This window comes from Massilia sp. LXY-6, assembly GCF_051233485.1.
GTDB lineage: Bacteria > Pseudomonadota > Gammaproteobacteria > Burkholderiales > Burkholderiaceae_D > Telluria.
Genome location: NZ_JBKFGF010000028.1, coordinates 39,869 through 64,048 on the forward strand (window position 1 = coordinate 39,869; position 24,180 = coordinate 64,048).

A 24,180-nucleotide genomic window follows, 5' to 3' on the forward strand; every position below is an offset into this window, starting at 1 on the left:
AATTATATGTCAGCTGATGCGATCAGCCGGGGCGAGGCGTTCGAACACCCGCGCCGAAGCCGCGTCGAGGCCGGCCACGGCCGGATCCTCCGCATCCAGCATGCCGGCGTCGAGCAGCAGGCGCAGGAGGACGAGGCGTTCGGCGCGGCCCAGCGCTGCCGCCAGCGGCTGGCCGGCGGACGGCCCCTGGCCCCGCGCGCCCAGGATCGCCGCGGCGATCGGCGGCGGCAGCTCCCATTGCAGGGCGATGCGCGCGGCCAGCGTGCGGCTGCGCGCGAACAGGGCGGCGACCAAGGCGGGGTCCTGGGGCAGGGCGTCGGCTTCCAGCATGCCGTCGAACAGGCGCAGCGCCACGATCAGGCCGAGGTCGTCCATCAGGCCGGCCAGGTAGGCTTCGAAGGGATCGGCGCGCAGAGCGGGCGCGAGCAGGCTGGCGGCGAGCGCGCATTGTTCGGTGTGGCGCCAGATGCGCGGCGCCGCCTGCCTGCTGTGGCGCCCGCCCTGTGCGCCGATCAGGGGACGGAAGGCGGCGCGTGCGAGCAGCATGCGCAGGCCGTTCCGGCCCAGCACCAGCAGGGCGGCGTCGATGGTGCGCACCTGGCTGGAGGAGCGGTAGAAGGGACTGTTGGCTTCGCGGATCAGCTCCGCGACCAGGGCCGGGTCGCGCGCCACCTGGCGCGCCAGGTCGACGCTCGACGCGCTTTCGTCGCGCAGGCTGCGCAGCAGTTGTGGAATGACTTCGGGAACACGGGGGATCAGGCCGGCGGCATCGAGGGGAGCGTCGACCAGGCGATCGAGTTCGCCCAGCACCAACTGGGCATGCGGCAGGGCATGCGCGGTCGGCGCGGCGGCGGCGGCACCGGCCGTCAGCCAGCGCCAGAAGTCGTGGTCGCGGTCCGGTTCGGGTTTCGATGGGTCCGGCCCGGCGGGGTGCGCCGCGGGTGCGCCCGCGGCAGGCGCATGCTCCTCCGGCGCGGCACCCTCGCCGCCGCCGAACAGCCGCGCAATCCAGTTTTTCATCGCAGAGCGCCCATGAATCGTCCAGGCGCCATTCTACCCGAGGGCCAGTCGTGAGCCGGACCGGCGGCGCTGCCGCGTGCGCGGCGCATTGGCCGCGTAGGCGACTTATTTGCCGCTTATTGACCGTTGGTGCCGCTGGTGCCGCCGGTGCTGGAACCGTTGCGGGGAGTGCCCGTGGTATCGTCGATGACGCCGCCGCTTGTACCGGTCGAGCCGGCCGTGCCGCTGGTGCCGCTGGACGCGCCGCCGCCCGGCTGCCCGGTGCCGGTGGCGTTCGAGTTGCCCTGGGCCGCCGGGGTGCCGGTGGCCGTTGCCGTGCCGGTGGACGAGCCGCCGCTTGCGCTGTCGCCAGAATAGGAGCCGGTGGAACTGCAGGCCGCCAGGCCGAATGCCAGCGTGGCGCCGATGAGTGCGGTGTAAATGGTCTTCATGGTGTGTTCCTTATCGTGGAGAACAAAAAGCGGCAAGCTGGCGCGATGCCGGCTTGCCGCACATCAGTTAGAGGCTCGGAGCGGGGCGGCTCAATGCGTGCCGGTACCTGAGGTGCCCGTGCCCGAGGTACCCGTGCCCGAGGTGCCGGAACCCGAGGTGCCGGAACCAGAGGTGCCCGAGCCCGAGATGCCGGAACCCGAAGTGCCCGAACCCGAAGTGCCCGAACCCGAAGTGCCCCAGTCGCCGCGGCCCGAAGTGCCGGTGGTGCCCGAGGTGCCCGAGCTCGAGGTACCCGAGGCGCCGTTGCCCGAGGTGCCCATGGTGCCGGAGTCCGAGGTGCCGGTGGAGCTGCTGCCGCTCGAGCTGCCCATCGAACCACTCGAGGTCGCGCCCGAGGACGAGCTGCCGCTCATGTCGCTGGTGCTGCCGTTCGACTTGCAAGCTGCCAGGCTCAGGGCCATCAGGGCACCGATCAAAAGTCCTTGGTATCTTTTCATGATCTCTCCTTTGGTGGTGAATGCCGACATCATGGGGTTGGGGTGGGGCGTCCAAAATAGGATGAGTTCGTCCGCCTGCGTAGGACAAGGATGACGATCTTCGGTCAATCTTCCGTTAAAAGAAGTGTATTTGTGGCGAAGTGTTCGTTAAAAGAAAAAGCCCCGCACCGGGCGAGGCGTTCGCGGCCGTCGGCCGCGGCTGGTCGAGATCGATGCACAAAAGGCCGGGCTTTCGGCGAACCCGGCGATGGCGTGGCTTAGTACGGCGGAGTGCCGTGACGGCCGCCCGTGCCGCCAGCGCCGCTGGAGCCGCCGGAACCGGCGGTGCCGCCCGAGCCCGCGCCGCCGCCGGCGCCGGTCGTGCCGCTTGAGCCGCTGGAGCCGCTTGAGCCGCTTGAGCCAGTCGAGCCGCTGGAGCCGCTGGAGCCACTGGCGCTGCTGTTGGCCGACGAGCCCGGCGAAGTGCTGCCGCTATCGCCGCTGTGCCGGCCGCAGGCCGTCAGGGATGTCGCCAGGAAAGCGCCGATCAATACAATCTGATGAGTTTTCATGCTCTTGTCCTTCCTTGTATGGTGGATAAGGCCATCATGAAGTCAGGGTCGTGCGTCCAGAATAGGCGTCGCCCGTCAGGATTGGTAGGACGAGGATGACGGAAGCTGGCAAGTTTTCCATGCATAAACCGCGTTTGCCGAGATGTAGTCGCGCAAAAAAAGGCCCCGCATGTGGCGGGGCCTGTGTCGGTTCCAAGCAGGCTGGCGTCAGAACAGGCTGTTCTGGAGCTGGTTGGCCTGCTGGCGCTGCTGCTGCTGCTGCGGGGGCGGCGCAGGTGGCGCGTTCGGGTCGGCCGGGGCGTTCGGGTCCGGCGCCGCCGGCGGCTGCTGGTCGAGGTCGATGCCGCTGAAGGTCGGGGTTTCGGCAAACTCGGCGTAGACCCAGTCGTCGTTCTCGCGCACGATGCCTTCCGGCTGCGCACGCTCTTCCTGCGGGCGCTTGGCCAGGGCCACGCGCATGTAGTCGATCCAGATCGGCAGCGCCAGGGTCGAGCCGAACTCGCGGCCGCCCAGCGATTTCGGATCGTCGTAGCCCATCCAGGCCACCGCCACCACGCTGCCGCCGTAGCCCGAGAACCAGCCGTCGACCGCGTCGCTGGTGGTGCCGGTCTTGCCGGCGATGTCGGTGCGGCCGAGTGCCTTGGTGGCCGCGGCGCCGGTGCCGTAGCGGGTCACGTCGCGCAGCATGGTGTCGGTGATGAAGGCGTTGCGCGCGTCGAGCACGCGCCGGTCTTCCTGGCGCGCGGCGGGTGGCCTGGCCTCGGCCAGCACCTTGCCGTCGGCATCCTCGACCTTGGCGATCAGGTAGGGCTGGACCTGGTAGCCGCCGTTCGCGAACACCCCATAGGCGGCGGCCATCTGCAGCGGCGTGACGGCGCCGGTGCCGAGGGCCATCGTGTAGTTGGCCGGCTGGCGCGCGACGTCGAAGCCGAACTTGCCGAGGAATTCGTGGGCATAGGGCACCGTGATGGCGCGCAGCAGGCGCACCGAGACCACGTTCTTCGATTCCGCCAGCGCGCGGCGCATGGTGATCGGGCCGTCCCACTTGCCGTCGTCGTTCTGCGGCGACCAGGTCTTGCCGGCGTCCTCGCCCGCCATGTCGAGCGGGGCGTCGAGGATGCGGGTGGCCGGCGAGTAGCCCTTCTCGATCGAGGCCGAGTAGATGAAGGGCTTGATGCCGGAGCCGGGCTGGCGCCAGGCCTGGGTCACGTGGTTGAACTTCTGCAGGTTGTAGTCGAAGCCGCCCACCAGCGCGTGGTAGGCGCCGGTGTCGGCATCGAGCGCGACGAAGGCGGCGGCGACCTGCGGCACCTGGGTGATCGACCAGCCGCCCTTGGGCTCTTTTGCCACGCGCACGATCGCGCCCGGCGCGATGCGGCGCTCTTCCTTGGCGGACGGCGACAGCGCGCCCGCCGCGAATTTCAGGCCGGCGCCGCTGATGGTCACGTCGTCGCCGTCGATGGTCTCGACCCGCACCGCCTTCGGCGAGGCGGACAGCACCACGGCCGGCAGCAGGCCGTCGCTGACCGGGCGCTTGCCGAGGGCCTCGGCGATCGCGTCCTCGCGCTCGACCGGATCGTCCGGCAGCTCGATGCGGCCTTCCGGACCGCGGTAGCCGTGGCGCTGGTCGTAGGCCAGCACGTTGCGGCGCACCGAGTTGTAGGCCGCGTCCTGCTCGGCCTTCAGGATCGTGGTGGTGACCTTGATGCCGCGGGTATAGGCTTCTTCCTTGAACTGGTTGTAGACCGCCTGGCGCGCCGCCTCGGCCACGTACTCGGCGTGGGTGTCGAATTCCTGGCCGCGGGTATTCACGCGCAGCGGCTCGGTGAGCGCCTGCTGGTATTGGGACTCACTGATGTAGTTCAGCTCGCGCATGCGCTTCAGGACCGCGTGCTGGCGTTCGCGCGCGCGCTTCGGATTCGCCACCGGGTTGTGGCGCGAGGGGTTTTGCGGCAGGCCGGCCAGCATCGCCATCTCGGCCACGCTGAGCTTGTCGAGCGGCTTGTTGAAATAGGTGCGCGCGGCGCTCGAGAAGCCGTAGGCGCGCTGGCCCAGGTAGATCTGGTTCATGTACAGCTCGAGGATCTCGTCCTTGGACAGGGCCGCCTCGATCTTGTAGGCCAGCGCGATCTCGTTGATCTTGCGGCCGAGGTGCTTCTCGCGCGACAGGAAGAAATTCCTTGCGACCTGCATCGTGATGGTCGAGCCGCCGCCGGCGCCGAAGCCGTGGCGCAGGTTCGAGTAGACCGCGCCGACGCCGCGCTGGAAGTCGATCGCGCCGTGCTCGTAGAAGCGCGCATCCTCGATCGCCAGCAGGGATTTCTTCATCAGGTCGGGGATTTTCTGGATCGGGACGAAGTCGCGGTGCTCCTCGCCGAACTCGCCGATCAGGACATGGTCGGCCGTGTAGATCCGCAGCGGGATCTTGGGCCGGTAGTCGGTGACGGCGTCGAGCGCTGGCACGTTGGGCATGATGCGGAACACGACGTAGCCGACCACGCCGGCAACGCACAAAAGGATGAGGGCCAGGGCCAGGAAAATGAAACCGCGCAGGCGGTTGGGGCGGCGCGGGGCCGTCTTGCTGGTAGTTGCCAAAACTAAACTCTCTGATGACGGTCAGATGACCGGCAGGTCGCCGTGCCGACAGGGCGTAAACACGGTCTACCCTAAAATTATAATCCGCTTTTCTTCCATTACGGCATGTGCCATAGTTCGAGCTGAATGCCAATGTAAGGGGGCGCTAAGTAGTCCCTGCAGTCCAGCAACACGATACCCGCGCGCCCGCGCGCCTATCCGCACCCAGGAACCCCATGCCGTACGACCCGCATCCACCCGCCGTCAAGCCCTATATTCCAGCGTCGAGCCAACTGCCCGAGCTGACCCTGCGTGCCCTGATCATGGGCACGGTGCTGGGCATGGTGTTCGGCGCTTCCTCGCTCTACCTGGTGCTGAAGGTCGGCCTGACGGTCAGCGCCTCGATCCCGGTGGCGGTGATCGCGATCACCCTGTTCGGCATGGCCAAGAAGGCGGGCGGGCGCGAATCGACCATCCTCGAGAACTCGATCACCCAGACCGCCGGTTCGGCCGGCGAGTCGCTCGCCTTCGGCCTGGGCGTGACCATGCCCGCCATCATGATCCTCGGTTTCGACCTCGAGATCTCGCGCGTCATGCTGGTGGGGATCCTGGGCGGCCTGCTCGGCATCCTGATGATGATCCCGATGCGCCGCACCATGATCGTCGACCAGCACCGCGAGCTGAAATACCCGGAAGGCACGGCCTGCGCCGAAGTGCTGAAGGCCGCCGCCACGCCCTCGTCGCGCGAAGCGGCCGGCGAGGTGCGCCTGGACGGTTCGGACGAAGCGAAGGCCGCGCGCCAGCGCGCCTTCATCATCTTCGGCGGCTTCGGCATCGGGCTGCTGTACAAGGTCCTGAACATCTCGCTGAAGCTGTGGAAGGACACCGTCAACTTCGTGTTCGGCGCGCCGCTGAAGGCCGGTTCGGCCGGCGCCGAGATCTCGCCGGAACTGCTGGGCGTCGGCTACATCATCGGACCGCGCATCGCGATGACGATGGCGGCCGGCGGCGTACTGTCCTATCTGCTGCTGATCCCGATGATCAAGTTTTTCGGCGACCTGCTCACCGTGCCGCTGGCGCCCGGAACCACATTGATCCGCGACATGGGCCCGGACGACATCCGCAGCGCCTATGTGCTCTACATCGGCGCCGGCGCGGTCGCGGCGGGCGGCCTGATCAGTCTGGCGCGCTCGCTGCCGACCATCTGGAACGGCCTGAAGGGCGGCCTGACCGGCTTGCGTTCGGGGCCGGCCGGCGCCGCTTCGACAGCCGATCCTAGCCTGCGCACCGACCAGGACATCCCGCTGAAATGGGTGCTGATCGGCTGCCTGGGCATCATCGCCGTGATCACCTTCGCCACGCCGCTGCACATGAACCTGCTGGGCGCGCTGCTGATCCTGGTGTTCGGCTTCCTGTTCTCGACGGTGTCGTCGCGCCTGACCGGCGAAGTCGGCTCGTCCTCGAACCCGATCTCGGGCATGGCGGTGGCGACCCTGCTGTTCACCTGCCTGATCTTCCTGGCGATGGGCTGGACCGGCGGGCGCTACTACGTGACCGCGCTGTCGGTCGGCGCCATCGTCTGCATCGCCGCCAGCAATGCCGGCACCACCTCGCAGGACCTGAAGACCGGCTTCCTGGTCGGCTCGACCCCGCGCCTGCAGCAGTACGCGATCCTGGCCGGCGCCTTCGCTTCGGCGCTGATCCTCGGCCCGATCCTGCTGAAGCTGAACGATGCCGGCACCGTCTACGTGCCGGCGGCCCAGGTGGCGCCGCACGTGAGCACCGACGCCTCGAGGCTGACCCAGACCGCCCAGTTGCAGGGCCCGCAGGCGGCAAGCGACCACGCCACCTATAAAGTCTGGCAGAAAACCGACACTACGGGCGGCCCGGCCGGCAAATACCTGGTGCGCGACGACGGCAGCCTGGCCTACCTGGTCGACCCGGGCATCAACGGCCAGTTCCACACCCGCCCGGACGGCTCCGAAGTCAAGAAATACGACGCGCCGAAGGCCGTGCTGATGTCCTACATCATCAAGGGCATCCTCGACCAGCAGCTGCCCTGGACCCTGGTGCTGTTCGGCGTGATGATCGCGGTGGTGCTGGAGATGGCGGGCGTCCAGGCGCTGGCCTTCTCGGTCGGCGTCTACCTGCCGCTGGTGTCGACGCTGCCGATCGCGGTCGGCGGCCTGATCCGCTGGATGGTCGACCGCCGCAACAACAAGCTGCCGCAGTACGCCAGCCTGAACGAGGAAGAACTGCAGGCGGCGGGCGACCGCAGCTCGGGCACGCTGCTGGCGTCGGGCTATATCGCCGGCGGCGCGCTGGCCGGCATCATCATCGCCATCACGGCGGGTGTGCTGACCGGTTTCGACAATGCCATGAACAAATGGGCGGAAGCGGCGAACCCCTTCTTCGCGGGGGCGAGTGCGGATGCGCTGTCGATCCTGCCGTATGCGGCCTTGATCGTGCTGTTGTACTGGGTGGGTCGGGAGAAGGCGAGCAAGCCGTAAATCGTCGTGCCGGGCATTGCCCGACCCGACTCCCCGCGCAGGCGGGGACGACGTTCCAGGTTATACAAACGCCAGGTCGTGCTGCCTGATCGTGTGATCCAGCCACTCGTCGGTATGCCCGAAGCGATACCCCAGCGCCTTCGCGCGCGAGGTATCCAGCACCATCTTCCCCGGCACGTCGAATGGCGACAAGCGGCCCGGCTCCGGCGGCGGCACCGCGCGCCGCATCCTGACCGGCGTGTCGAGCACTTCGCCGACCCGCTGGTACAGCTGGTACGCCGACAACGCACCGTCGCAGGCCGCGTTCACCGGCCCGGTGAAATCCTGCAGCGCGGTCCACGACAGGAATTCGGCCGCGCCGTAGCCCGTCATGAAGGACACTTGCGCATCTTCGCCGGCGTAGGACAGCGTGGCGCCGGCGCGCGCCAGCTCGACGTAATGGGCCAGGCGCCCGGTAAAGTCTTCCGGGCCGCCCAGCACGTGGGCCAGGCGCGGCGTCACCAGGGGCAGCGAGCCGTCGCGCACCAGGTAGGCCTCGGCCTGCACCTTGCCCGCCACATAGCATTCGACCGCACGGCGCGGATCGTGCCATGGATAGTGGGTGTCGATCGGCTGGGCCTCGACGGCCAGCGCGGCTTCCGCCAGCGGCCCGGCGGCATCGAAGCCGAGTACGCGGTAGGCGTCGATGGTCGAGGTCATCACATAGCGCCCGACCTGGCCGGCGAAGGTCCGCACGGCGATCGCCGCGTCGAGCGGGCTGTAGCACATCTGGTCGACCACGACGTCGAAGGGACCGGCCTTGGCAAGGGCGCGCATCGCAAGCTCGTTGCGGCGGTCGGCGCGGATGCGCCGGATGCGCTCGCCGAACGGATCGGGCGCGTAGCCCCGGGTGGCGATGGTGACGCGGTGGCCGGCGTGCAGGAGCCGCTGTACGAGCAGCCTGCCGATGAAACGGGTGCCGCCGATCACCAGGATGTTCTTGGACATGGTTTTCCTTACGCTGCGCGCGAGAAGAGCTAGCGGGTTCGTGATGAATCCGCTATATTTTGTATGCAGTGCAGCAATTGTTCAAACAAGAAAAAAACATTGCAATGAATAAGAAAAACTTATGCATGGTGGGTGCGTGAAGCCTTTGCGCAGCCTGTCCGGACTCATCGATTTCGAATGTGCCGCCCGCTGGGGCAGCTTCAAGCTCGCGGCCCAGGAGCTGCACAAGACGCCGGCCGCGGTCAGCCTGCAGGTCAAGCAGCTGGAGGAGGCGCTCGGCTTCCCCTTGTTCGTGCGCCATCCGCGCCACATCGCGCTGACCGCGAAAGGCCAGGAGCTGGCGATCGCGGTCGGGCGTTCGCTCGGCGACCTGCGCGCGAAAGTCGCGGCCCTGCAGCGTGGCGACGAGGAAGCCATCCTGCGCATCTCGACCACGCACTCGTTCGCGATCAAGTGGCTGGTGCCGAGGATGCCGCGGTTTACCAAGCTGCATCCGGAACTCGACATCCGCATCGATTCGAACGACATCCCGGTCGACCTGCTGGACGACGGCGTCGACGTGGCGATCCGCTTCGGCCCGGTCAAGGATGGCGATCCGGCCATGCTGTTCCGCGAGCGCCTGGTGCCGGTCTACAGCCCCGAGCTCTTATCCGATGGCCGGCAGGAGTTGCTGCTGGCCGACTTGACGCGCTTTCCCTTGCTGTGCGAGCGCACGCCTGAAGCCTGGCTGCAGCTGCTCAACGAAAACCGCGCACTGAAGGGAAAGTATGATTTTTCCCGCACCTTCAGCCATTGGGGCGTGCTGGCCCAGGCCGCGGTGGCCGGGCAGGGGATCGCGCTGGTGCCTTACGGGATCGCGTTCCAGGACATCGTCTCCGGCGCGCTGCGCGTGCTGAACTGCCGCAGCGCGCCCTACGGGAACGGTTACCGCTTCCTGGTCAATCCGCACAAGGAGACGATGGCCAAGGTGCAGCAGTTCCGCGCGTGGATCGTGGACGAGATGGAGGCAATGCGGCGGACGCTGGATGGGGGACCTCCAGCTTAAAGAACGCCTCCAAGAGCCCCTAACGCGCTAACTGCGAAGCAGCTTGAGGATGGTCTCGATCCTGTAGGGTTTTTCGGCAAACAGGTAAGGCCGTTCGCGATTCTTGAGCAGTTCAGGGACGACGTATCCTGACATCAGGACGATTTTGACCGCTGGGTACATTTCCCTCACGGCTTCTGCAAGCTGAAGCCCGGTCATGCCGGGCATCATGACATCCGTCAGGATCGCGCCGATGTCCTTGTCGCGTTGAAGCAGCTCGAGCGCTTCATGGGCGGAGTGGACAACCAGCACCTCCAGGCCGTGCGCACCCAGCAAGGCCGCCGCCAGTTCCGCGCCGTCGGCTTCATCGTCCACCAGAAGAACTTTTCGCAATAGCGCATCGACACCGTTCGACTTATTGTCGGACAGGACCGATCGATCCTTCGGTGATTCGCCGGCAGTGTCTGATGTACTGTGCATGATGAGTCTCTCTAGTGAGCCTATTCCGTATTTTACTGTTTCTTTTGAAGTTCAATAGCGCGATTGTTGCGACGGGAGATAACAGCTTATGTTGTGCCAAGATAATCCAAAAGTCGAATACGGGCAATCATCCTTTTGACATAAATTAATACCGCATTACAAGTGTATTTATGCATAAATCATGCAGCAGAAAAAAATCGCCAGGAATATCTCTCAAAATTGGCGGATAGTACGCAAGCGACTTCTCATGTGTTAGCGGTGGATCTATAATTAACCCATAATTTCTTGAAGATTATCCAAGCCACACAAAAGCAGTCGGGAGATGCGGGTATGAAGTATGCATTGGTTTTGGAAAAAGATTCGTCATCCTGCAAGAATACCCTGGACGTGCTCTCATCGATGGGTTACCTGATAACACCGGTATTCAATCCCAAGAAAGCATTACACGCAGTCCACATGATCCAGTTCGACCTGATCGTCACTTACACGGCAGTCAATCCCGGCGACAGGCGTTCCCTTACCGGCGAGCTGAAACGTTGCTCACCAGATTCAGTCGTCGTGTTATTGGCCGACCCGGAATCCCAGCGGCATTTTGGTGGGAATGATGAGGGGGCCAACGCTATTCTATACAGGCCCCTGACGGCCGAAGCGCTGGGAAACGTCGTCGACTTCGATCTCGATGCTTATGGAATGCAAGCTCCGCCCTCGAGGATGGAGTCCGAAAGGCGACGGAGAACAATCGATTAAGTGATCCAATGCTCGGCGTCGGCAGCAATCCTTATCCGGCCCTATGTTCAGCCGGTACCGCATCGATCACATCCTCCAATTCCACCGGGCCGGCAACAGGTTTTCATACGGCCGGGGCTGGTGTGTCAGTACAAAAGATGATACTTTCCCATGGTTAATCTTTTTACTTTCACACCATTCATATACATATGTCGAGTCATCCTGCGGCCCCATTCCCCTCCGCGTGCAAGGCCATTTCCGCCGCCATTGCCCTGCTGCTCCTGAGCGTCCAAGCCGAAGCGCAAACCGGGCCGGCAAGCGGCCAGGCACAGCCGGCCACCAGCGCCGAGCCGGCCGCCAGGGCGGACGCCAAGGCTGCGGCCAGGCCGGCAGGGGAGGCGCCGCAGCCGTCGGGCCAGATCGCGACAGTGAACGTGGTCAGCGAGCGCCAGACCAACCGCGTCGACCGCCAGGTATATGACATCAAGAACGACGCCAGCACGGCCGGCGCCTCGATCGGCGACGTGCTCAACAACGTGCCTTCGGTGAACGTCGATCCCAACGGCACCGTGCGCCTGCGCGGCAGCGAGCGCGTGACGGTGCTGGTGGACGGCAAGCCGACCGCCCAGCTGCAGGGCGAGAACCGCGCCGCCGCCATCAATGCGCTGCCGGCCGAGAACTATGAATCGGTCCAGGTGATCAATAACCCGGGCGCAGAGTTCGGCAACGAGGCGGGCGGGGGCCCGATCCTGAACCTGATCTCGCGCCGCTATACCAAGCCGGGCGGCAACGGCAGCGTGGCCGGCAACCTCGGTCCGGGCGGGCGCCGCAACGCCTTTGCCAACGGCAGCTACAGCGCCGGCTACGCCTCGGTGAACGGCACCCTGAACGTACGGCGCGACGGCAACCAGACCGACACCGAAGAGGTGCGTGAGCGCATCGATCCGGCGACGGGCGCGGTCAGCCGCCTGCGCCAGACCGCCAGGCGCGAGGGCATCAACAGCTTCGTGCAGGGCGGGGTGGGCGGGCGCTACAACTATAACGAGCGCGACACCGTCACCGCCTCGGTCTCGGTCAACAAGCGCGGCAACGACAGCAGCGCCAGCGAGCATTTCACGGACTTCCGCACCACAGAGTCGCCGGTCGTCGATTACACCACGCGCCGCAAGACCGATGGCGACGCGCTGAATCACGAGATCGTGACCGGCTTCGAGCGCCGCTTCAATACCGATGGCGAGACGTTGAAGGTCGACCTGCGCCACTCGTCCAACAACAATACGGCCGACACGAACACGCTGTACCAGAGCCTGGCGATGCCCGCCACCGGCGCCCCGGTGCTGCGCGACTATGCCCAGGACGTCGAGACGCGGGTGCGCATGACCGACCTGAGCGTGGATTACTCGGGCAAGGCCGGAGCGGGCTTCCTGAACACGGGCGGGCGCTGGCAGCGCCTGCGGCAGTCGGCCGACAACCGCTACCTGTTCCTGGCCGGCGGCGGCCTGGACACGCGGCGCAGCAATCTGTTCGAACTGGACCAGGACGTGCTGGCGGCCTACGGCAGCTACGAGATGCCGCTGAACAAACTGTGGTCCTTCAAGGGTGGCCTGCGGGTCGAGCACACCGACCAGGACCTGGACCAGGTCACGTCCGATATCCAGGCGAGCAATAAGTACACCAGCTATCTGCCGAGTTTGTTCCTGACCTACAAGCTGGACCAGTTTTCGAACCTGCGCCTGTCCTATGCCGACCGTATCTCGCGGCCCACCTCGGGCGACCTGAACCCCTTCGTCAATTACGCCAACGACTACTACGTCAGCTCGGGCAATCCGCACCTGCATGCGGTCAAGCTGCATTCGTTGGAGCTGGGCTACGAAACGAAGATCATGGGACTAGCGCCGTTCAGCGTGCGCGGCTACCTGCGCAAGGAAGGTGACGTGATTACCGATCGCCGCGTCTTCCTCAACGAGAACACCCTGCTGACCACGCGCGAGAACCTGGGCGACCGCCGCTCGGGCGGCATCGAGTTTTCGGTGATGGGCATGGTCCCGCCGAACCTGCGCATCAAGGGTATTGCGTTGCCGAACATCCGCTTCATGTTCAACGGGAACTGGGGCTTCATCGAACAGGACCGCACCGATGCGCTGGGCCTGGCGGGCGGGAAGCGCTCGTCGCCCTCGCTGCAGTTGCAGGGCGGCGGACAATGGCAGATCGGCCCCGACGACGTGCTGACGCTGATGAGCTTCCGCCAGGGGAAGCTGCTGTCCGGCGAGGGCTATCGCGAGCCCTTCGGCATGATGAACCTGGCCTACGAGCACAAGTTCGACAAGCGCCTGTCGCTGAACATCCGCGCCAACGACGTGCTGCGCTCGACCGACCAGAAGTTCCGCGTCGAGACCGAGCTGCTGCGCGACCGCACCGACACCACCGTGCACCAGCGCCGCCTGTACGTGGGCCTGCGCTACACCTTCGGCGGCACCACCGGCAACGATGCGGTGCGCAATGCGCTGCAGGCGGCCGGCGTCAACCCGGACAGTCCGGCGGCGCGCGAAGCGATGCGCATGGCGCAGGGGATGCAGCAGGGGCAGGGCAGTACGGCTGAAGCGCCGAAAGCCGCGCCGGCACAGCCGCAGCCGCAGCCGACTACGCAAAAGTAAGCCCCCGGATGAAGGGCGGTCCGGCGGCGGCGGCCGCCGGACCTAGCCGCCGGCGCGTTTCGGGTGATGGCCGTGCTTTGTCAGTGTTTCCATGACCAGGTCGCAGTGCTCGCCCTGGATTTCGATCACGCCGTCCTTCACGGTGCCGCCGGAACCGCATGCGGTGCGCAACTGCTTGCCCAGCAAGGCCAGCGCAGCCGCATCGAGTGCCAGGCCTTTCACGACCGTCACGCTCTTGCCGCCCCGGCCCTTGGTCTGGCGCGACACGCGCACCACGCCGTCGCCGGCGATGACGGCCTTGGCCTTGCACGCGCACGCCGAAACGGGTTGGCGGCATGCGGGACACATGCGTCCGCCCTCGGTGGAATAGACTAGACCGCTGTTTGAACTGCTTCGCATGCCGTATCCGGGAATTTTCAAAGTGTGAATCGCAAGAGTTTAGCAGCTCCGTGTCAGCACCAGTCCTTGTCCGGCCGCATATTCAGCCGGTGCGCCGCATCGATCACATCCTGCAGTTCCACCGGGTCGCTGTACGGGTCCTCGTCCAGCCGCGTGACCCGGTTCAGCTCCTTCTGCCAGCGCCGCAGTTCGTCGATGTATTCCTGGTCCGGCACCCGCTTCAGGTCGCCGTTGTCCTCGACCAGGTCGCAGATGCCGTTGTGCAGCCACGCGCCGGTATGCCAGTCCGGCATGTCGACCGCGGGGAACAGGCAGATGCCTTGCAGGTCCATGCCGCGATGGACCGCCGCCAGCGATTCGCACATCACATCCTTGAGCCAGCTGGCGCGCCCGTTGCCCATGCCGCTGGTTTCGCCGATGATCATCGGGCGGCGATAGCGTTCCCACACGGTCTGCAGCATGTCGCACAGCGGCGCGATGCGGTCGTCGCCGGGCGCCAGCGCGGCGTGCGGTCCATGTTCGCGGTATTCCATCTGGCCGAAGGAATAATTGTTCGCGCCGACGATATCCAGGATCTCGGGTGAGCCGCCGAGTTCGGGATGTTCGCGCCCGCCGATGATGTCCCAGGCCAGGAAGGTGTCGACTTCGGTTTCGTGGCGCGCGGCCTCGATCTGGTCGGGGCGGTCGCGCGGCGCCACGACCCGCACCAGCGGATCGATGTGGACCATGCGCGCGCCGGGCTCGACTTCGCGGATCGCCTTCACGCCGGCGATCGCGGCACGGCACAGCGCCAGCCGCAGCCTCATCCGGTCTTCGCGGCTGCAGCGGTAGGGCGCGGCCCATCCCCATTCGCCGGCGCAGAAGGAAAAGAAGGTGATCTCGTTGATCGGCGTGAAGAAATGCGGGCCGCGGACCTTCGGCACGACATACTCGGCGGCGGCGCGGCAATAGGCCGCGAAGCGGTCGGTAAACGCGTCGGAATAGGGGTCGAGGTCGTCCGGGTAGCCGTAGTGGCAGAGGTCCCAGATCGGGGTGATCTTCGACGTGTTGATGGCCTCGATGAAAGGATCGATCATCGAGAAATCGTACCGGCCGCCGCGGTCGACCAGGGGCCAGGGGATGCCTTCGCGGGACACGGCGATCCCCAATTCGCTCAGGATACGGTAATCCTCGGCGGCGTGGCGGTCATGCGCGGTTTCCGCAACCAGGTTGCGCCGCATGCCGGGGCGATCGCCCCAGAGGAAATTCGAGCATTCAAAACCGGATAGAAAAAACGTGGGAAAGATCCCCGGACGTCGTGCCATGCGATTCTCCCTTCTCGGATCGAGACCCTAGCATGCCATGAGTTCGCCATCCGGCGTGTCCGGGACGGCGTGGCCGGCCGCTGCGCGCTTTTCCGGTAGAATACTTTCCCCCGATCCGAATGTGTCCGATGCACCAAGTTGCCCTTTCTTCCGCCGTGGTCTGGCCTGTTGCAGCCTTGTCGACCGCGGGCATCCTCGTCAAGCCGTTCAAGGTGGCGGAAGCCTGGTGGGCGGTGGCGGGCGCGCTGATCTTGCTCCTGACGGGACAGCTGACATTCGCCGAGGTCGGGCACGCGGTCGGACGAGGCACGGACGTGTACCTGTTCCTGATCGGGATGATGCTGGTCGCCGAATTGGCGCGTACCACCGGCCTGTTCGACTGGGTGGCGGCGCAGACGGTGCGCAGCGCGAAAGGCTCGGCGACACGGCTGTTCTGCATCGTGTACATGGTCGGCATCCTGGTCACGACCTTCATGTCGAACGACGCCACGGTCGTCGTGCTGACGCCGGCAGTGCTGGCCGCCGCGAGGGCGGCGAAGCTCGAACGGCCGCTTCCCCACTTGCTGGCCTGCGCGCTGATCGCGAATGCGGCGAGCTTCGTCCTGCCGGTGTCGAATCCCGCCAACCTGGTCGTCTTCGCGGGGCGGATGCCGACGCTCCCGGCCTGGTTCGCGCTGTTCCTGTGGCCGTCCGCGATTGCCATCGTGGTCACGTTCGCCGCCCTGTACTGGACCCAGCGCGCTGACCTGCGCGCGGGGATGGACGACGAGGTGTCGGTGCCCGGATTGTCCGCGCACGCGAAGCTCGTCGCGTTCGGCATCGCGCTGATGGGCGTGGTGGTACTGGGCGCTTCCTTCCTCGGGGGCGACCTCGGGTGGCCGACCTGCGCGGTCGGGCTCGCGGCGTTCACCCTCGTCGCCTGGCGCGCGCGCGCACTGGCGCTGAGCGCGGCGCGCGCGATGTCGTGGGGCGTGCTGCCGCTGGTCGCCGGCCTGTTCGTGCTGGTGGACGCGCTGGACAGGATCGGCGTCGCCGGCGAGCTGGCGCGGCTGCTGGAGGAGCTGCAGGCCGGCGCACCGCAGTGGAGCGTCTGGGCGGCCGGCATCGCGACCGCCATCGTGGCGAACATCGCCAACAACCTTCCCGCCGGACTGGTGGCCGGCGCCACCATGGCCAGCAGCCACTCCTCATCCAGCGTGGTCGCCGCCACCCTCATCGGCATCAACCTCGGGCCCAATCTGTCGGTGACCGGGTCCCTGGCGACGGTCCTGTGGCTGACTGTCCTGAGGCGCGAAGGAATCGCCGTCGGCTTCGTCCAGTTCCTGAAGGTCGGCCTGGTCGTCATGCCGGTGGCGCTGCTGCTCTGCCTGTATGCGGTCTCGGCGGGTTCAGGCTTCTGACGTTAGCGGATGCGGGCGGCGCGCCAGTGCTCCAGCTCGGAGGCGGGAAGGGGCCGGCTGAAATAATATCCCTGCCCCTGGTGGCAGCCGCGCTCACGCAGGTAGCGCAGCGCGGATTCGCTCTCGATGCCTTCCGCCACCAGTTGGATGCCGAGGCTGCCGGCCAGGGCGATGACGGCGTCGATCACGGCGCGGCTCGCATGATCGGTGTCGATCCGGCGCACGAAGGACTGGTCGATCTTCAGTTTGTCCAGCGGCAGCGCGGACAGCACGCTCAAGCTCGAGTAGCCGGTGCCGAAATCGTCCAGGGCGATGCGTACGCCCAGCGCCTTGACCTCGTGGAGGACGGCCGACGCTTCGGCGAGGTTTTCCATGAGGGCGGTCTCGGTCAGTTCGACGACCAGGAAATGGGGATCGATGCCGGTGAGGGCGATCACCTCGCGGACCCGGGCCGCGAAGCCGGGGCGGCGGAACTGTACCGCGGAGACGTTGATGGCAACGCTCAGGGCGATCCCGCGCGCGCGCCATGCGGCCTGCTGGCGGCAGGCTTCGAGCGACACCCAGCGGCCGAGCGGGACGATCAGCCCCGAACTCTCGGCCACCGGCACGAACACGGCCGGGCCGAGCGGCTCGCCGCCGTCGTTCAGGCGCACCAGGGCTTCCACGCCCTCGAGTTCGCCGTTCGCCAGATTCACGATCGGCTGGAAATGCAGGGCCAGCCCACCGTGGTCGATCGCATGGTGCAGGCGGCTTTCGACGTTCAGCGTCAGCTGCGCCCTGGCCCCCAGCTCGGGCGAATAGGTGACCACCGCCGCCCGGCCGGCATTCTTGGCCTCCAGCATCGCCATGTCGGCGGCATGGACCAGGGCGCTGGCGCTGTTGCCATGCTCGGGAAACCGGCTGATGCCGATGGAAGCCGACAGCACCGCCTCGATGTTGCCGAGCACGACAGGCTGGGACAAGGCATCCAGGATCGTGCCGGCGGCCTGTTCGGCGCGTCGCATGCCTTCGTCGCCGGGCAGGATCGCGACGAACTCGTCGCCGCCGACACGCGCCAGCAGATCCCCCGGGCGCACGCAGCCGCGCAGCCTGGCGCCGACCTCCTGCAGGACCAGGTCGCCGGTTTCGTGCCCATGCATGTCGTTGATGGGCTTGAAGCGGTCGAGGTCGATGAACAGCAGGGCGCCGCTGTGGGTTCTTGCCAGCGCATTGTCGAGGAAGGTCCGGGCCTGCGCCCGGTTCGCCAGGCCGGTCAGGATATCGTGCGTGGCGGCCCAGCGCAGCGCCTGTTCGGCCTGCCGGCGTTCGCGGATATCGCGCGGGGCGACGTGCATCAGCCACTCGCCGCGGTGTTCGAGCACGGTCGCGGTGATCTCCACCGGGATTTCGGTGCCGTCCTTGCAGGTGTAGACGCGCTCGAAGGCGGGCGGATCCGCGAGGCGGCACTGCGCGAACACCATGCGCAAGAGCTCCGGCGTGGTCGGCCGGTCGACCTGGAACAGCGTCATCGACAGCAGCTCGGCATTACTGTAGCCCAGGCGCACCGATGCCATCCGGTTGGCGTAGCGGATGTTGCCCGCCTCGTCGAGCAGCAGGAGCATCTCGTTGGCGTTCTCCGTGAAGAACTTGAACTGCTGGAGCTCGTCGTAGCGCGCGCGCAGTTCGGCCTCCCTGCGCAGCAGCAGGGCCGCGGCGCGCTCGATGGCGGCGCCGACTTCGGCCGTCTCGCTAAGGTGCGCGGCCGGGACCGGCAGCGCGGTGCCCTGGCCGAGCGCAGTGGCGGGCGCGAGCAGGGCCTGGATCGAGCTGGCGATGCGCCGGCTCATGCTGCGCGCCAGCAGCAGGCCGACGCCGAACAGGATGCCGGCGATGGCGCCCAGCCAGGCGATTTTGCTGCGCAGCGGACCATCGACCTGCGCGCGCGGGAACCCGACCACGGTCGTGAAACCGGTGCGCGGCGAGCGCCAGAATGCGGTGTAGTTCGCCACCCCGTCCCGGGTGACGGTCGCCAGCGTGCCGGCGTCGCGCTGCGCGATGGCCTCGCGCACCGCGGCGGCCGCGGGCTGGCCGACGTATATGCCGGCACCGCGGCTGCGGCCGGCGGTCACGCCCTTCCGGTCCAGCAGGGTAGCCAGCCAGCCCTCCGGCAGGTGGCGGTCCACCAGCAAGGCGGTGAGTTGCGTCGCCGGGATCACGATGGCCAGCGAGTAATCGACCTTGCCGCGCACGCTGATCGGGACCTGCTCCGTGATCGCGAAGCGCCCGGTTGCCGGGTCGACGGCGACGTCGGAGACCGCCATGCCGCCGCCCGTGGGGTCCGCGCCGTCGACCCGGTAGGCCTCGACCCGGCTTCCCAGCGCGGCCGAGATGGCGCGTGCGGCGCGCAGGGGCGCCAGGCCGGCGCCATCCTCGGGATCTTGCTCGGCGTAGGCGAGGGACTGTGCCAGGGCGCGCGCGCGCAGCAGGTGAGCGTCGACCGCTTCGCCCAGCGTACGCGCGATCCGGATCGAATCGTCGGTCTGGCGCTGCTGCTCGTCCCGGTATCCGACGAACAGGAAGATCGCGGTTCCCGCGATGCCGGGGAGGAGGCAGTACAGGACCAGGCGATTCAGGAGGTGTGCGACGGGACGGTGGCCTTCCTTCATGCGGGGAGCGGAAACGGAATCATGTTCCCAGAATAGCGGAATCGGCGATCCATCTACTACCCGAAACCGCGGCGGCCCGGAAAAGTGTGGGTTTGGCGCTACTGCCGGACAGCCCACATGAAAACGGCGGCCCGCAGGCCGCCGTTTTGTCTGAAGCGGGGAGGCGTCATCGCTGCCCCCGGCATCGATCACTTCACGCCATGCATCAGCTTCTGGATCAGCGGCGCGATCAGGAACAGCAGCACGCCCGAGCCGATCAGGGCCCAGAAGCCGAAGGTGTAGCCTTCCAGGGCCGACTGGGTGGTCATGCCTTTTTCGCCCGACACCATCGAGGCGAAGATGCCCGACAGGTTGTTGCCGATGCCGGTCGACAGGAACCAGCCGCCCATGCCCAGGCCCACCAGGCGGGTCGGGGCCAGCTTGGTGACCATCGACAGGCCGATCGGCGACAGGCACAGCTCACCGACGGACTGGATCACGTAGACCATGAACAGGGTCCAGAACGGGATCTTGCTGTCGGCGCCGACCAGGTGCTGCAGCGCGAACATCAGCAGCAGGAAGGCCAGGCCGTTGAAGATCAGGCCCAGGCCGAACTTGCGCGGGATCGACGGATTCGCGCGCCCCAGCGCGACCCAGATGGCGGCCACGATCGGCGCGAGGACGATGATCGCGATCGAGTTCACCGACTGGAACCAGCCGGTCGGGAAGATCCAGCCGCCGAAGTCGCGGCGCACGATGTTCTCGGCCAGGAAGGTAAAGGAGCTGCCCGCCTGTTCGAAGAAGCACCAGAACATCACGTTGAAGAAGAAGATGATCAGCATGGCGATGGTCTTGTCGCGCGCGACCTTGCCGCTGCGGATACCTTCGACCAGCAGCATCAGGGCCAGGCCGACGAACAGCACCGACAGGATGCCCTGCAGCGTGTTGGCGCCGAGCTTGAGCAGGAAGTACACGCCCGGGATCACGACCAGCGCGCCGATCACCACGGCGGCAAGGCGGGTCGGGCTGGCCAGCTCGCCGACCGGGGCGCCGATGCCTTTCAGGCTCTTGCGGCCGATCTGGAACCAGACCAGCGACAGCAGCATGCCGATGCCGGCGGCGAAGAACACCACCTTGTAGGCCGGCGTGCCGGTGCTGCCGGCCATGCTCTGGGCGAGCCAGCCGGTCAGGATCGGGGCGAAGAAGGCGCCGGTGTTGATGCCCATGTAGAAGATGGTGAAGCCGGAATCGCGGCGCTGGTCGTGAATGCCGTACAGCTGGCCGACCATGGTCGAGATGTTCGGCTTGAACATGCCGTTGCCGACGATGATCGTGGCCAGGCCCAGCTTGAACACGTTCGGATCGGGGACCGTGATGGCGAACAGGCCGGCCGCCATGAAGGCTGCGCCGACCAGGATCGAACGCTGGTAGCCGATCACGCGGTCGGCGATGTAGCCGCCGAACACCGCTCCGGCATACACCAGGGCGAGGTAGGAACCGTAGGTCAGGTTGGCGTCGGCCTGGCCGACGCCGCTGCCGCCGTAGAACTGGGCGACGATATAGAGCACCAGGGCCCAACGGATGCCGTAGAAAGCGAAGCGCTCCCAGAATTCGGTCATGAACAGCATCCACAGCGGCGCTGGGTGTCCCATGATCTGCCTGAATTCCGGGATCGCTTTCTGTTCGACGGTAGAAGTAGCTGCACCGCTCATGCGGTTCCTCCCCAAATACGTTTTATAAGAATAGGAATGCTTGGACCACATGCCTGCATCGTGTGCGGGCGCAATCCAATAGCGTCGCATTTTAGTGGAAATTCTGCACGTTAAGGCAACTTTTTCCAGCTCAACAGTATCCACGTGCAAAGCCTGTGCAAGCGTGGGGGCAAACTGCGGTAACTTGTCGTATATTGGCGTAAAAGCTTTAGAGAAACACCGTATAGAAAGGGATCGGAAATATGAGCAACGACGTTGTCGATACATTGATTTCCCCGGAAGGGCGCCTGGAAGTGCTGTCGAAGGCGGAGGTGGCAAAGCTGCTCGATACCAGCCAGGGTGGCCTGTACCAGGTCTTTCGCAAATGCGCGCTGGCAGTGCTGAACTCCGGCAGTTCGATCGACGACGGCAAGGAGCTGCTTGAGCGCTACAAGGAATTCGACATCAAGATCATCCAGCGCGAGCGCGGCATCAAGCTCGATATCCGCAGCGCGCCTGCCCACGCTTTCGTGGACGGCAAGATGATCAAAGGTATCCACGAGCACCTGTTCGCGGTGCTGCGCGATATCGTGTACGTGAACTTCGAGGTGACGGACAATCCGCGCTTCGACCTGAACCGGCCGGAAGGCATTACCGACGCCGTGTTCCATATCCTGCGCAACGCCAACGTGATCCAGCCGCAGCGCAACCCGAACCTGGTGGTGTGCTGGGGCGGGCACTCGATCAACCGCGTCGAGTACAATTACTCGAAGCACGTCGGCTACCAGCTCGGCCTGCGCGAACTGGATATCTGCACCGGCTGCGGACCGGGCGCGATGAAGGGCCCGATGAAGGGCGCCACCATCGGCCACGCCAAGCAGCGATTGCAGGGCGGCCGCTATCTGGGCATCTCGGAGCCGGGCATCATCGCCGCGGAAAGTCCGAACCCGATCGTCAACGACCTGGTGATCATGCCCGACATCGAGAAGCGCCTCGAAGCCTTCGTGCGCACCGGCCACGGCATCGTGGTGTTCCCGGGCGGCGCCGGCACCGCCGAGGAGATCCTGTACATCCTCGGCATCCTGCTGCACCCCGAGAACGCGGAGATGCCGTTCCCGCTGGTGTTCACCGGCCCGTCGACGGCCAGGGAATACTTCGAGCAGATCGACCAGTTCATCGGCTTGACCCTGGGCGAGCGCGCACGCAGCCGCTACAAGATCATCGTCGACGATCCGGAAGCGGTGGCGCACGAGATGCACACCGGGATCCGTCAGGTGCGCGAGTTCCGCAAGTCGCGCAGCGACGCCTATTACTTCAACTGGGGCCTGAAGATCGACCCGGAGTTCCAGCACCCGTTCCGCCCGACCCACGAGAACATGCGCAGCCTGTCGCTGCACAAGAACCAGGAGACGCACCTGCTCGCGGCGAACCTGCGCCGCGCCTTCTCGGGCGTGGTGGCCGGGAACGTGAAGGAGGAGGGGATCCGCGCGATCGAGAAGTACGGGAAGTTCGAGATCCACGGCGAGGACGAGATCATGGCGCCGATGGACAAGCTGCTGCAGTCGTTCGTGGAGCAGAGCCGGATGAAGCTGCCGGGGAAGGAGTATATTCCCTGCTACCGTGTGGTGCGCTAGCCACCACGTCGTTCCCGCGAAGGCGGGAACCCAGGTTTGTTCGCGTTAACGAAACGCACGCAGAACTTGGGCCCCCGCCTTCGCGGGGGCGACGGATCGTCAGTCTTCCTTGCGCAGGTGCGGGAACAGCAGCACGTCGCGGATGTTCGGCGAATCCGTCAGGATCATGATCAGGCGGTCGATGCCGATGCCGCAGCCGCCGGTCGGGGGCATGCCGTATTCCAGCGCGCGGATGTAGTCGGCGTCGTAGAACATCGCCTCCTCGTCACCGGCGTCCTTGGCCGCCACCTGGGCCAGGAAGCGGGCCGCCTGGTCTTCCGGATCGTTCAGCTCGGAGAAGCCGTTGGCGATCTCGCGACCCACCATGAACAGCTCGAAGCGCTCGGTGATGCCCGCGCGGGTGTCGGAGGCGCGCGCCAGCGGCGAGACTTCGACCGGATAGTCGATGATGAAGGTCGGCTCCCACAGCTGGGCTTCGGCGGTCTCTTCGAACAGCGCCAGCTGCAGTGCGCCCAGGCCCGAGATCACGTGCGGCTTGACGCCGAATTTCTCCAGCAGTTCCTTCTTCAGGAACTCGGCGTCGTTCAGCTGCTCGCTGGTGTAGTGCGGCGCGTACTTGTTGATCGCTTCGACGATGGTGAGCCGGTGGAAGGGCTTGCCCAGGTCGAGTGGACGGCCGCCGTAGCTCACTTCGGCGGTGCCGTGGGCGTCGATCGCGGCCTGGCGGATCACGGCCTCGGTGTAGTCCATCAGCCACTTGTAGTCGGTGTAGGCGGCGTAGAACTCCATCATCGTGAATTCCGGATTGTGGCGGATCGATACGCCCTCGTTGCGGAAGTTACGGTTGATCTCGAACACGCGCTCGAAGCCGCCCACCACCAGGCGCTTCAGGTACAGTTCCGGCGCGATGCGCAGGAACATCTGCATGTCGAGCGCGTTGTGGTGGGTGACGAAAGGCTTGGCCGCGGCGCCGCCCGGGATCGGGTGCAGCATCGGGGTCTCGACTTCCATGAAGGCGTTCTCCTGCATGAAGCGGCGGATAGACGCGATCGCGGCGGTGCGCGCCTTGAAGGTGCGGCGCGTCTCTTCGTTCATGATCAGGTCGACGTAGCGCTGGCGATATTTCGTTTCCTGATCGGCCAGGCCGTGGAACTTGTCCGGCAGCGGGCGCAGCGACTTGGTGAGCAGGCGCAGCGTCGTCACCTTCACGGTCAGCTCGTCGACCTTGGTCTTGAACAGCGTGCCTTCCACGCCCAGGATGTCGCCCAGGTCGTAGTGGCGGAAGGCTTCCATCGCTTCCTCGCCGGTATTGTCGAGGGTGACGTAGATCTGGATGCGGCCGTCGGCGCGCAGGCCCGACGCATCCTGCAGGGTCGCGAAGGCGGCCTTCTTGCCGGCTTCGCGCCTGAGCATCATGCGGCCGGCCAGCACCACTTGCTGCGGCTCGGCTTCGAGCTGCTCGCGGGTCCAGCCGCCGTAGGTCTCTGCCAGGTCGGCCGCCTTGTGCTGCGGGACGAAATCGTTCGGGAAGGCCACGCCTTTTTCGCGCACGGCCGCCAGCTTCGCGCGGCGCTCGGCGATGATCTTGTTGTCTTCCGTCGCCATGCTGTTGCCGGCTTCTTGTGCGCTCTGTGCGCCTTGTTCTTGGTCTTGGTTTTCGGTGCTCATATCGG

The 24,180-nt window shown here is 66.0% G+C and carries 18 protein-coding genes; 6 read left to right on the plus strand and 12 right to left on the minus strand.

Going from position 1 to position 24,180, the window contains the following annotated elements; translation table 11 throughout:
* Nucleotides 1-9: 9 nt before the first annotated feature.
* The 5 genes from ACI48D_RS14150 to ACI48D_RS14170 form a co-directional block, all read right to left on the minus strand.
* Nucleotides 10-1,020, minus strand: a complete 1,011-nt coding sequence (locus tag ACI48D_RS14150) for an HDOD domain-containing protein (protein ID WP_435571875.1) — start codon at nt 1,018-1,020, stop codon at nt 10-12.
* A gap of 116 nt (nt 1,021-1,136) precedes the next feature.
* A complete protein-coding gene (locus ACI48D_RS14155) occupies nt 1,137-1,451 on the minus strand; it encodes a hypothetical protein (protein ID WP_435571876.1) in 315 nt (104 codons plus the stop codon).
* Between the two features lie 90 nt (nt 1,452-1,541).
* On the minus strand, nt 1,542-1,949 hold the full coding sequence (locus ACI48D_RS14160; protein WP_435571877.1) for a hypothetical protein: 408 nt from the start codon (nt 1,947-1,949) through the stop codon (nt 1,542-1,544).
* 257 nt (nt 1,950-2,206) lie between these two features.
* A complete protein-coding gene (locus ACI48D_RS14165) occupies nt 2,207-2,500 on the minus strand; it encodes a hypothetical protein (protein WP_435571878.1) in 294 nt (97 codons plus the stop codon).
* Between the two features lie 207 nt (nt 2,501-2,707).
* Nucleotides 2,708-5,095 (minus strand): penicillin-binding protein 1A, encoded by a 2,388-nt coding sequence (locus ACI48D_RS14170; protein ID WP_435571879.1) that lies wholly within the window; start codon nt 5,093-5,095, stop codon nt 2,708-2,710.
* A 215-nt stretch (nt 5,096-5,310) separates the two neighbouring features.
* Here ACI48D_RS14170 and ACI48D_RS14175 point away from each other — a divergent pair, with 215 nt between their 5' ends.
* The gene (locus ACI48D_RS14175) at nt 5,311-7,584 is read left to right on the plus strand and encodes an OPT family oligopeptide transporter (RefSeq protein WP_435571880.1); all 2,274 of its coding nucleotides are present in this window, start codon (nt 5,311-5,313) and stop codon (nt 7,582-7,584) included.
* Nucleotides 7,585-7,644: 60 nt separating this feature from the next.
* On the opposite strand, the gene ACI48D_RS14180 is transcribed toward ACI48D_RS14175, so the two are convergent.
* The gene (locus ACI48D_RS14180; RefSeq protein WP_435571881.1) at nt 7,645-8,571 is read right to left on the minus strand and encodes an NAD-dependent epimerase/dehydratase family protein; all 927 of its coding nucleotides are present in this window, start codon (nt 8,569-8,571) and stop codon (nt 7,645-7,647) included.
* 136 nt (nt 8,572-8,707) lie between these two features.
* Between ACI48D_RS14180 and ACI48D_RS14185 the strand changes: the two genes are divergently transcribed.
* Nucleotides 8,708-9,616 (plus strand): LysR substrate-binding domain-containing protein, encoded by a 909-nt coding sequence (locus ACI48D_RS14185; protein WP_435571882.1) that lies wholly within the window; start codon nt 8,708-8,710, stop codon nt 9,614-9,616.
* A gap of 27 nt (nt 9,617-9,643) precedes the next feature.
* On the opposite strand, the gene ACI48D_RS14190 is transcribed toward ACI48D_RS14185, so the two are convergent.
* Nucleotides 9,644-10,075: a response regulator gene (locus ACI48D_RS14190; RefSeq protein ID WP_435571883.1), complete on the minus strand. Its 432-nt coding sequence runs from the start codon at nt 10,073-10,075 to the stop codon at nt 9,644-9,646.
* Between the two features lie 285 nt (nt 10,076-10,360).
* Here ACI48D_RS14190 and ACI48D_RS14195 point away from each other — a divergent pair, with 285 nt between their 5' ends.
* Together ACI48D_RS14195 and ACI48D_RS14200 are read left to right on the plus strand one after the other, a co-directional pair.
* Entirely contained in the window at nt 10,361-10,822 is a 462-nt protein-coding gene (locus ACI48D_RS14195; RefSeq protein ID WP_435571884.1) for a hypothetical protein, read from the plus strand.
* 188 nt (nt 10,823-11,010) lie between these two features.
* Nucleotides 11,011-13,455, plus strand: a complete 2,445-nt coding sequence (locus ACI48D_RS14200) for a TonB-dependent receptor domain-containing protein (protein ID WP_435571885.1) — start codon at nt 11,011-11,013, stop codon at nt 13,453-13,455.
* 42 nt (nt 13,456-13,497) lie between these two features.
* Here ACI48D_RS14200 and ACI48D_RS14205 read toward each other — a convergent pair whose 3' ends face one another.
* Both ACI48D_RS14205 and ACI48D_RS14210 read right to left on the minus strand, forming a co-directional pair.
* Nucleotides 13,498-13,854: a translation initiation factor Sui1 gene (locus tag ACI48D_RS14205; RefSeq protein WP_435571886.1), complete on the minus strand. Its 357-nt coding sequence runs from the start codon at nt 13,852-13,854 to the stop codon at nt 13,498-13,500.
* Nucleotides 13,855-13,907: 53 nt separating this feature from the next.
* Entirely contained in the window at nt 13,908-15,158 is a 1,251-nt protein-coding gene (locus ACI48D_RS14210; RefSeq protein WP_435571887.1) for a b-glycosidase, read from the minus strand.
* Nucleotides 15,159-15,286: 128 nt separating this feature from the next.
* On the opposite strand from ACI48D_RS14210, the gene ACI48D_RS14215 reads away from it, so the two are divergent.
* Nucleotides 15,287-16,558, plus strand: a complete 1,272-nt coding sequence (locus ACI48D_RS14215; protein WP_435571888.1) for an SLC13 family permease — start codon at nt 15,287-15,289, stop codon at nt 16,556-16,558.
* A 2-nt stretch (nt 16,559-16,560) separates the two neighbouring features.
* Here the strand turns inward: ACI48D_RS14215 and ACI48D_RS14220 are convergent, their stop codons facing one another.
* Complete coding sequence (locus ACI48D_RS14220; protein WP_435571889.1) at nt 16,561-19,203, minus strand: bifunctional diguanylate cyclase/phosphodiesterase; 2,643 nt, start codon at nt 19,201-19,203, stop codon at nt 16,561-16,563.
* Between the two features lie 188 nt (nt 19,204-19,391).
* Nucleotides 19,392-20,894: a peptide MFS transporter gene (locus ACI48D_RS14225; protein WP_435571890.1), complete on the minus strand. Its 1,503-nt coding sequence runs from the start codon at nt 20,892-20,894 to the stop codon at nt 19,392-19,394.
* Between the two features lie 242 nt (nt 20,895-21,136).
* On the opposite strand from ACI48D_RS14225, the gene ppnN reads away from it, so the two are divergent.
* Nucleotides 21,137-22,507, plus strand: a complete 1,371-nt coding sequence (gene ppnN, locus ACI48D_RS14230) for a nucleotide 5'-monophosphate nucleosidase PpnN (protein WP_435571891.1) — start codon at nt 21,137-21,139, stop codon at nt 22,505-22,507.
* 99 nt (nt 22,508-22,606) lie between these two features.
* On the opposite strand, the gene lysS is transcribed toward ppnN, so the two are convergent.
* Nucleotides 22,607-24,175: a lysine--tRNA ligase gene (lysS, locus tag ACI48D_RS14235; protein ID WP_435571892.1), complete on the minus strand. Its 1,569-nt coding sequence runs from the start codon at nt 24,173-24,175 to the stop codon at nt 22,607-22,609.
* Nucleotides 24,176-24,180: the final 5 nt, after the last annotated feature.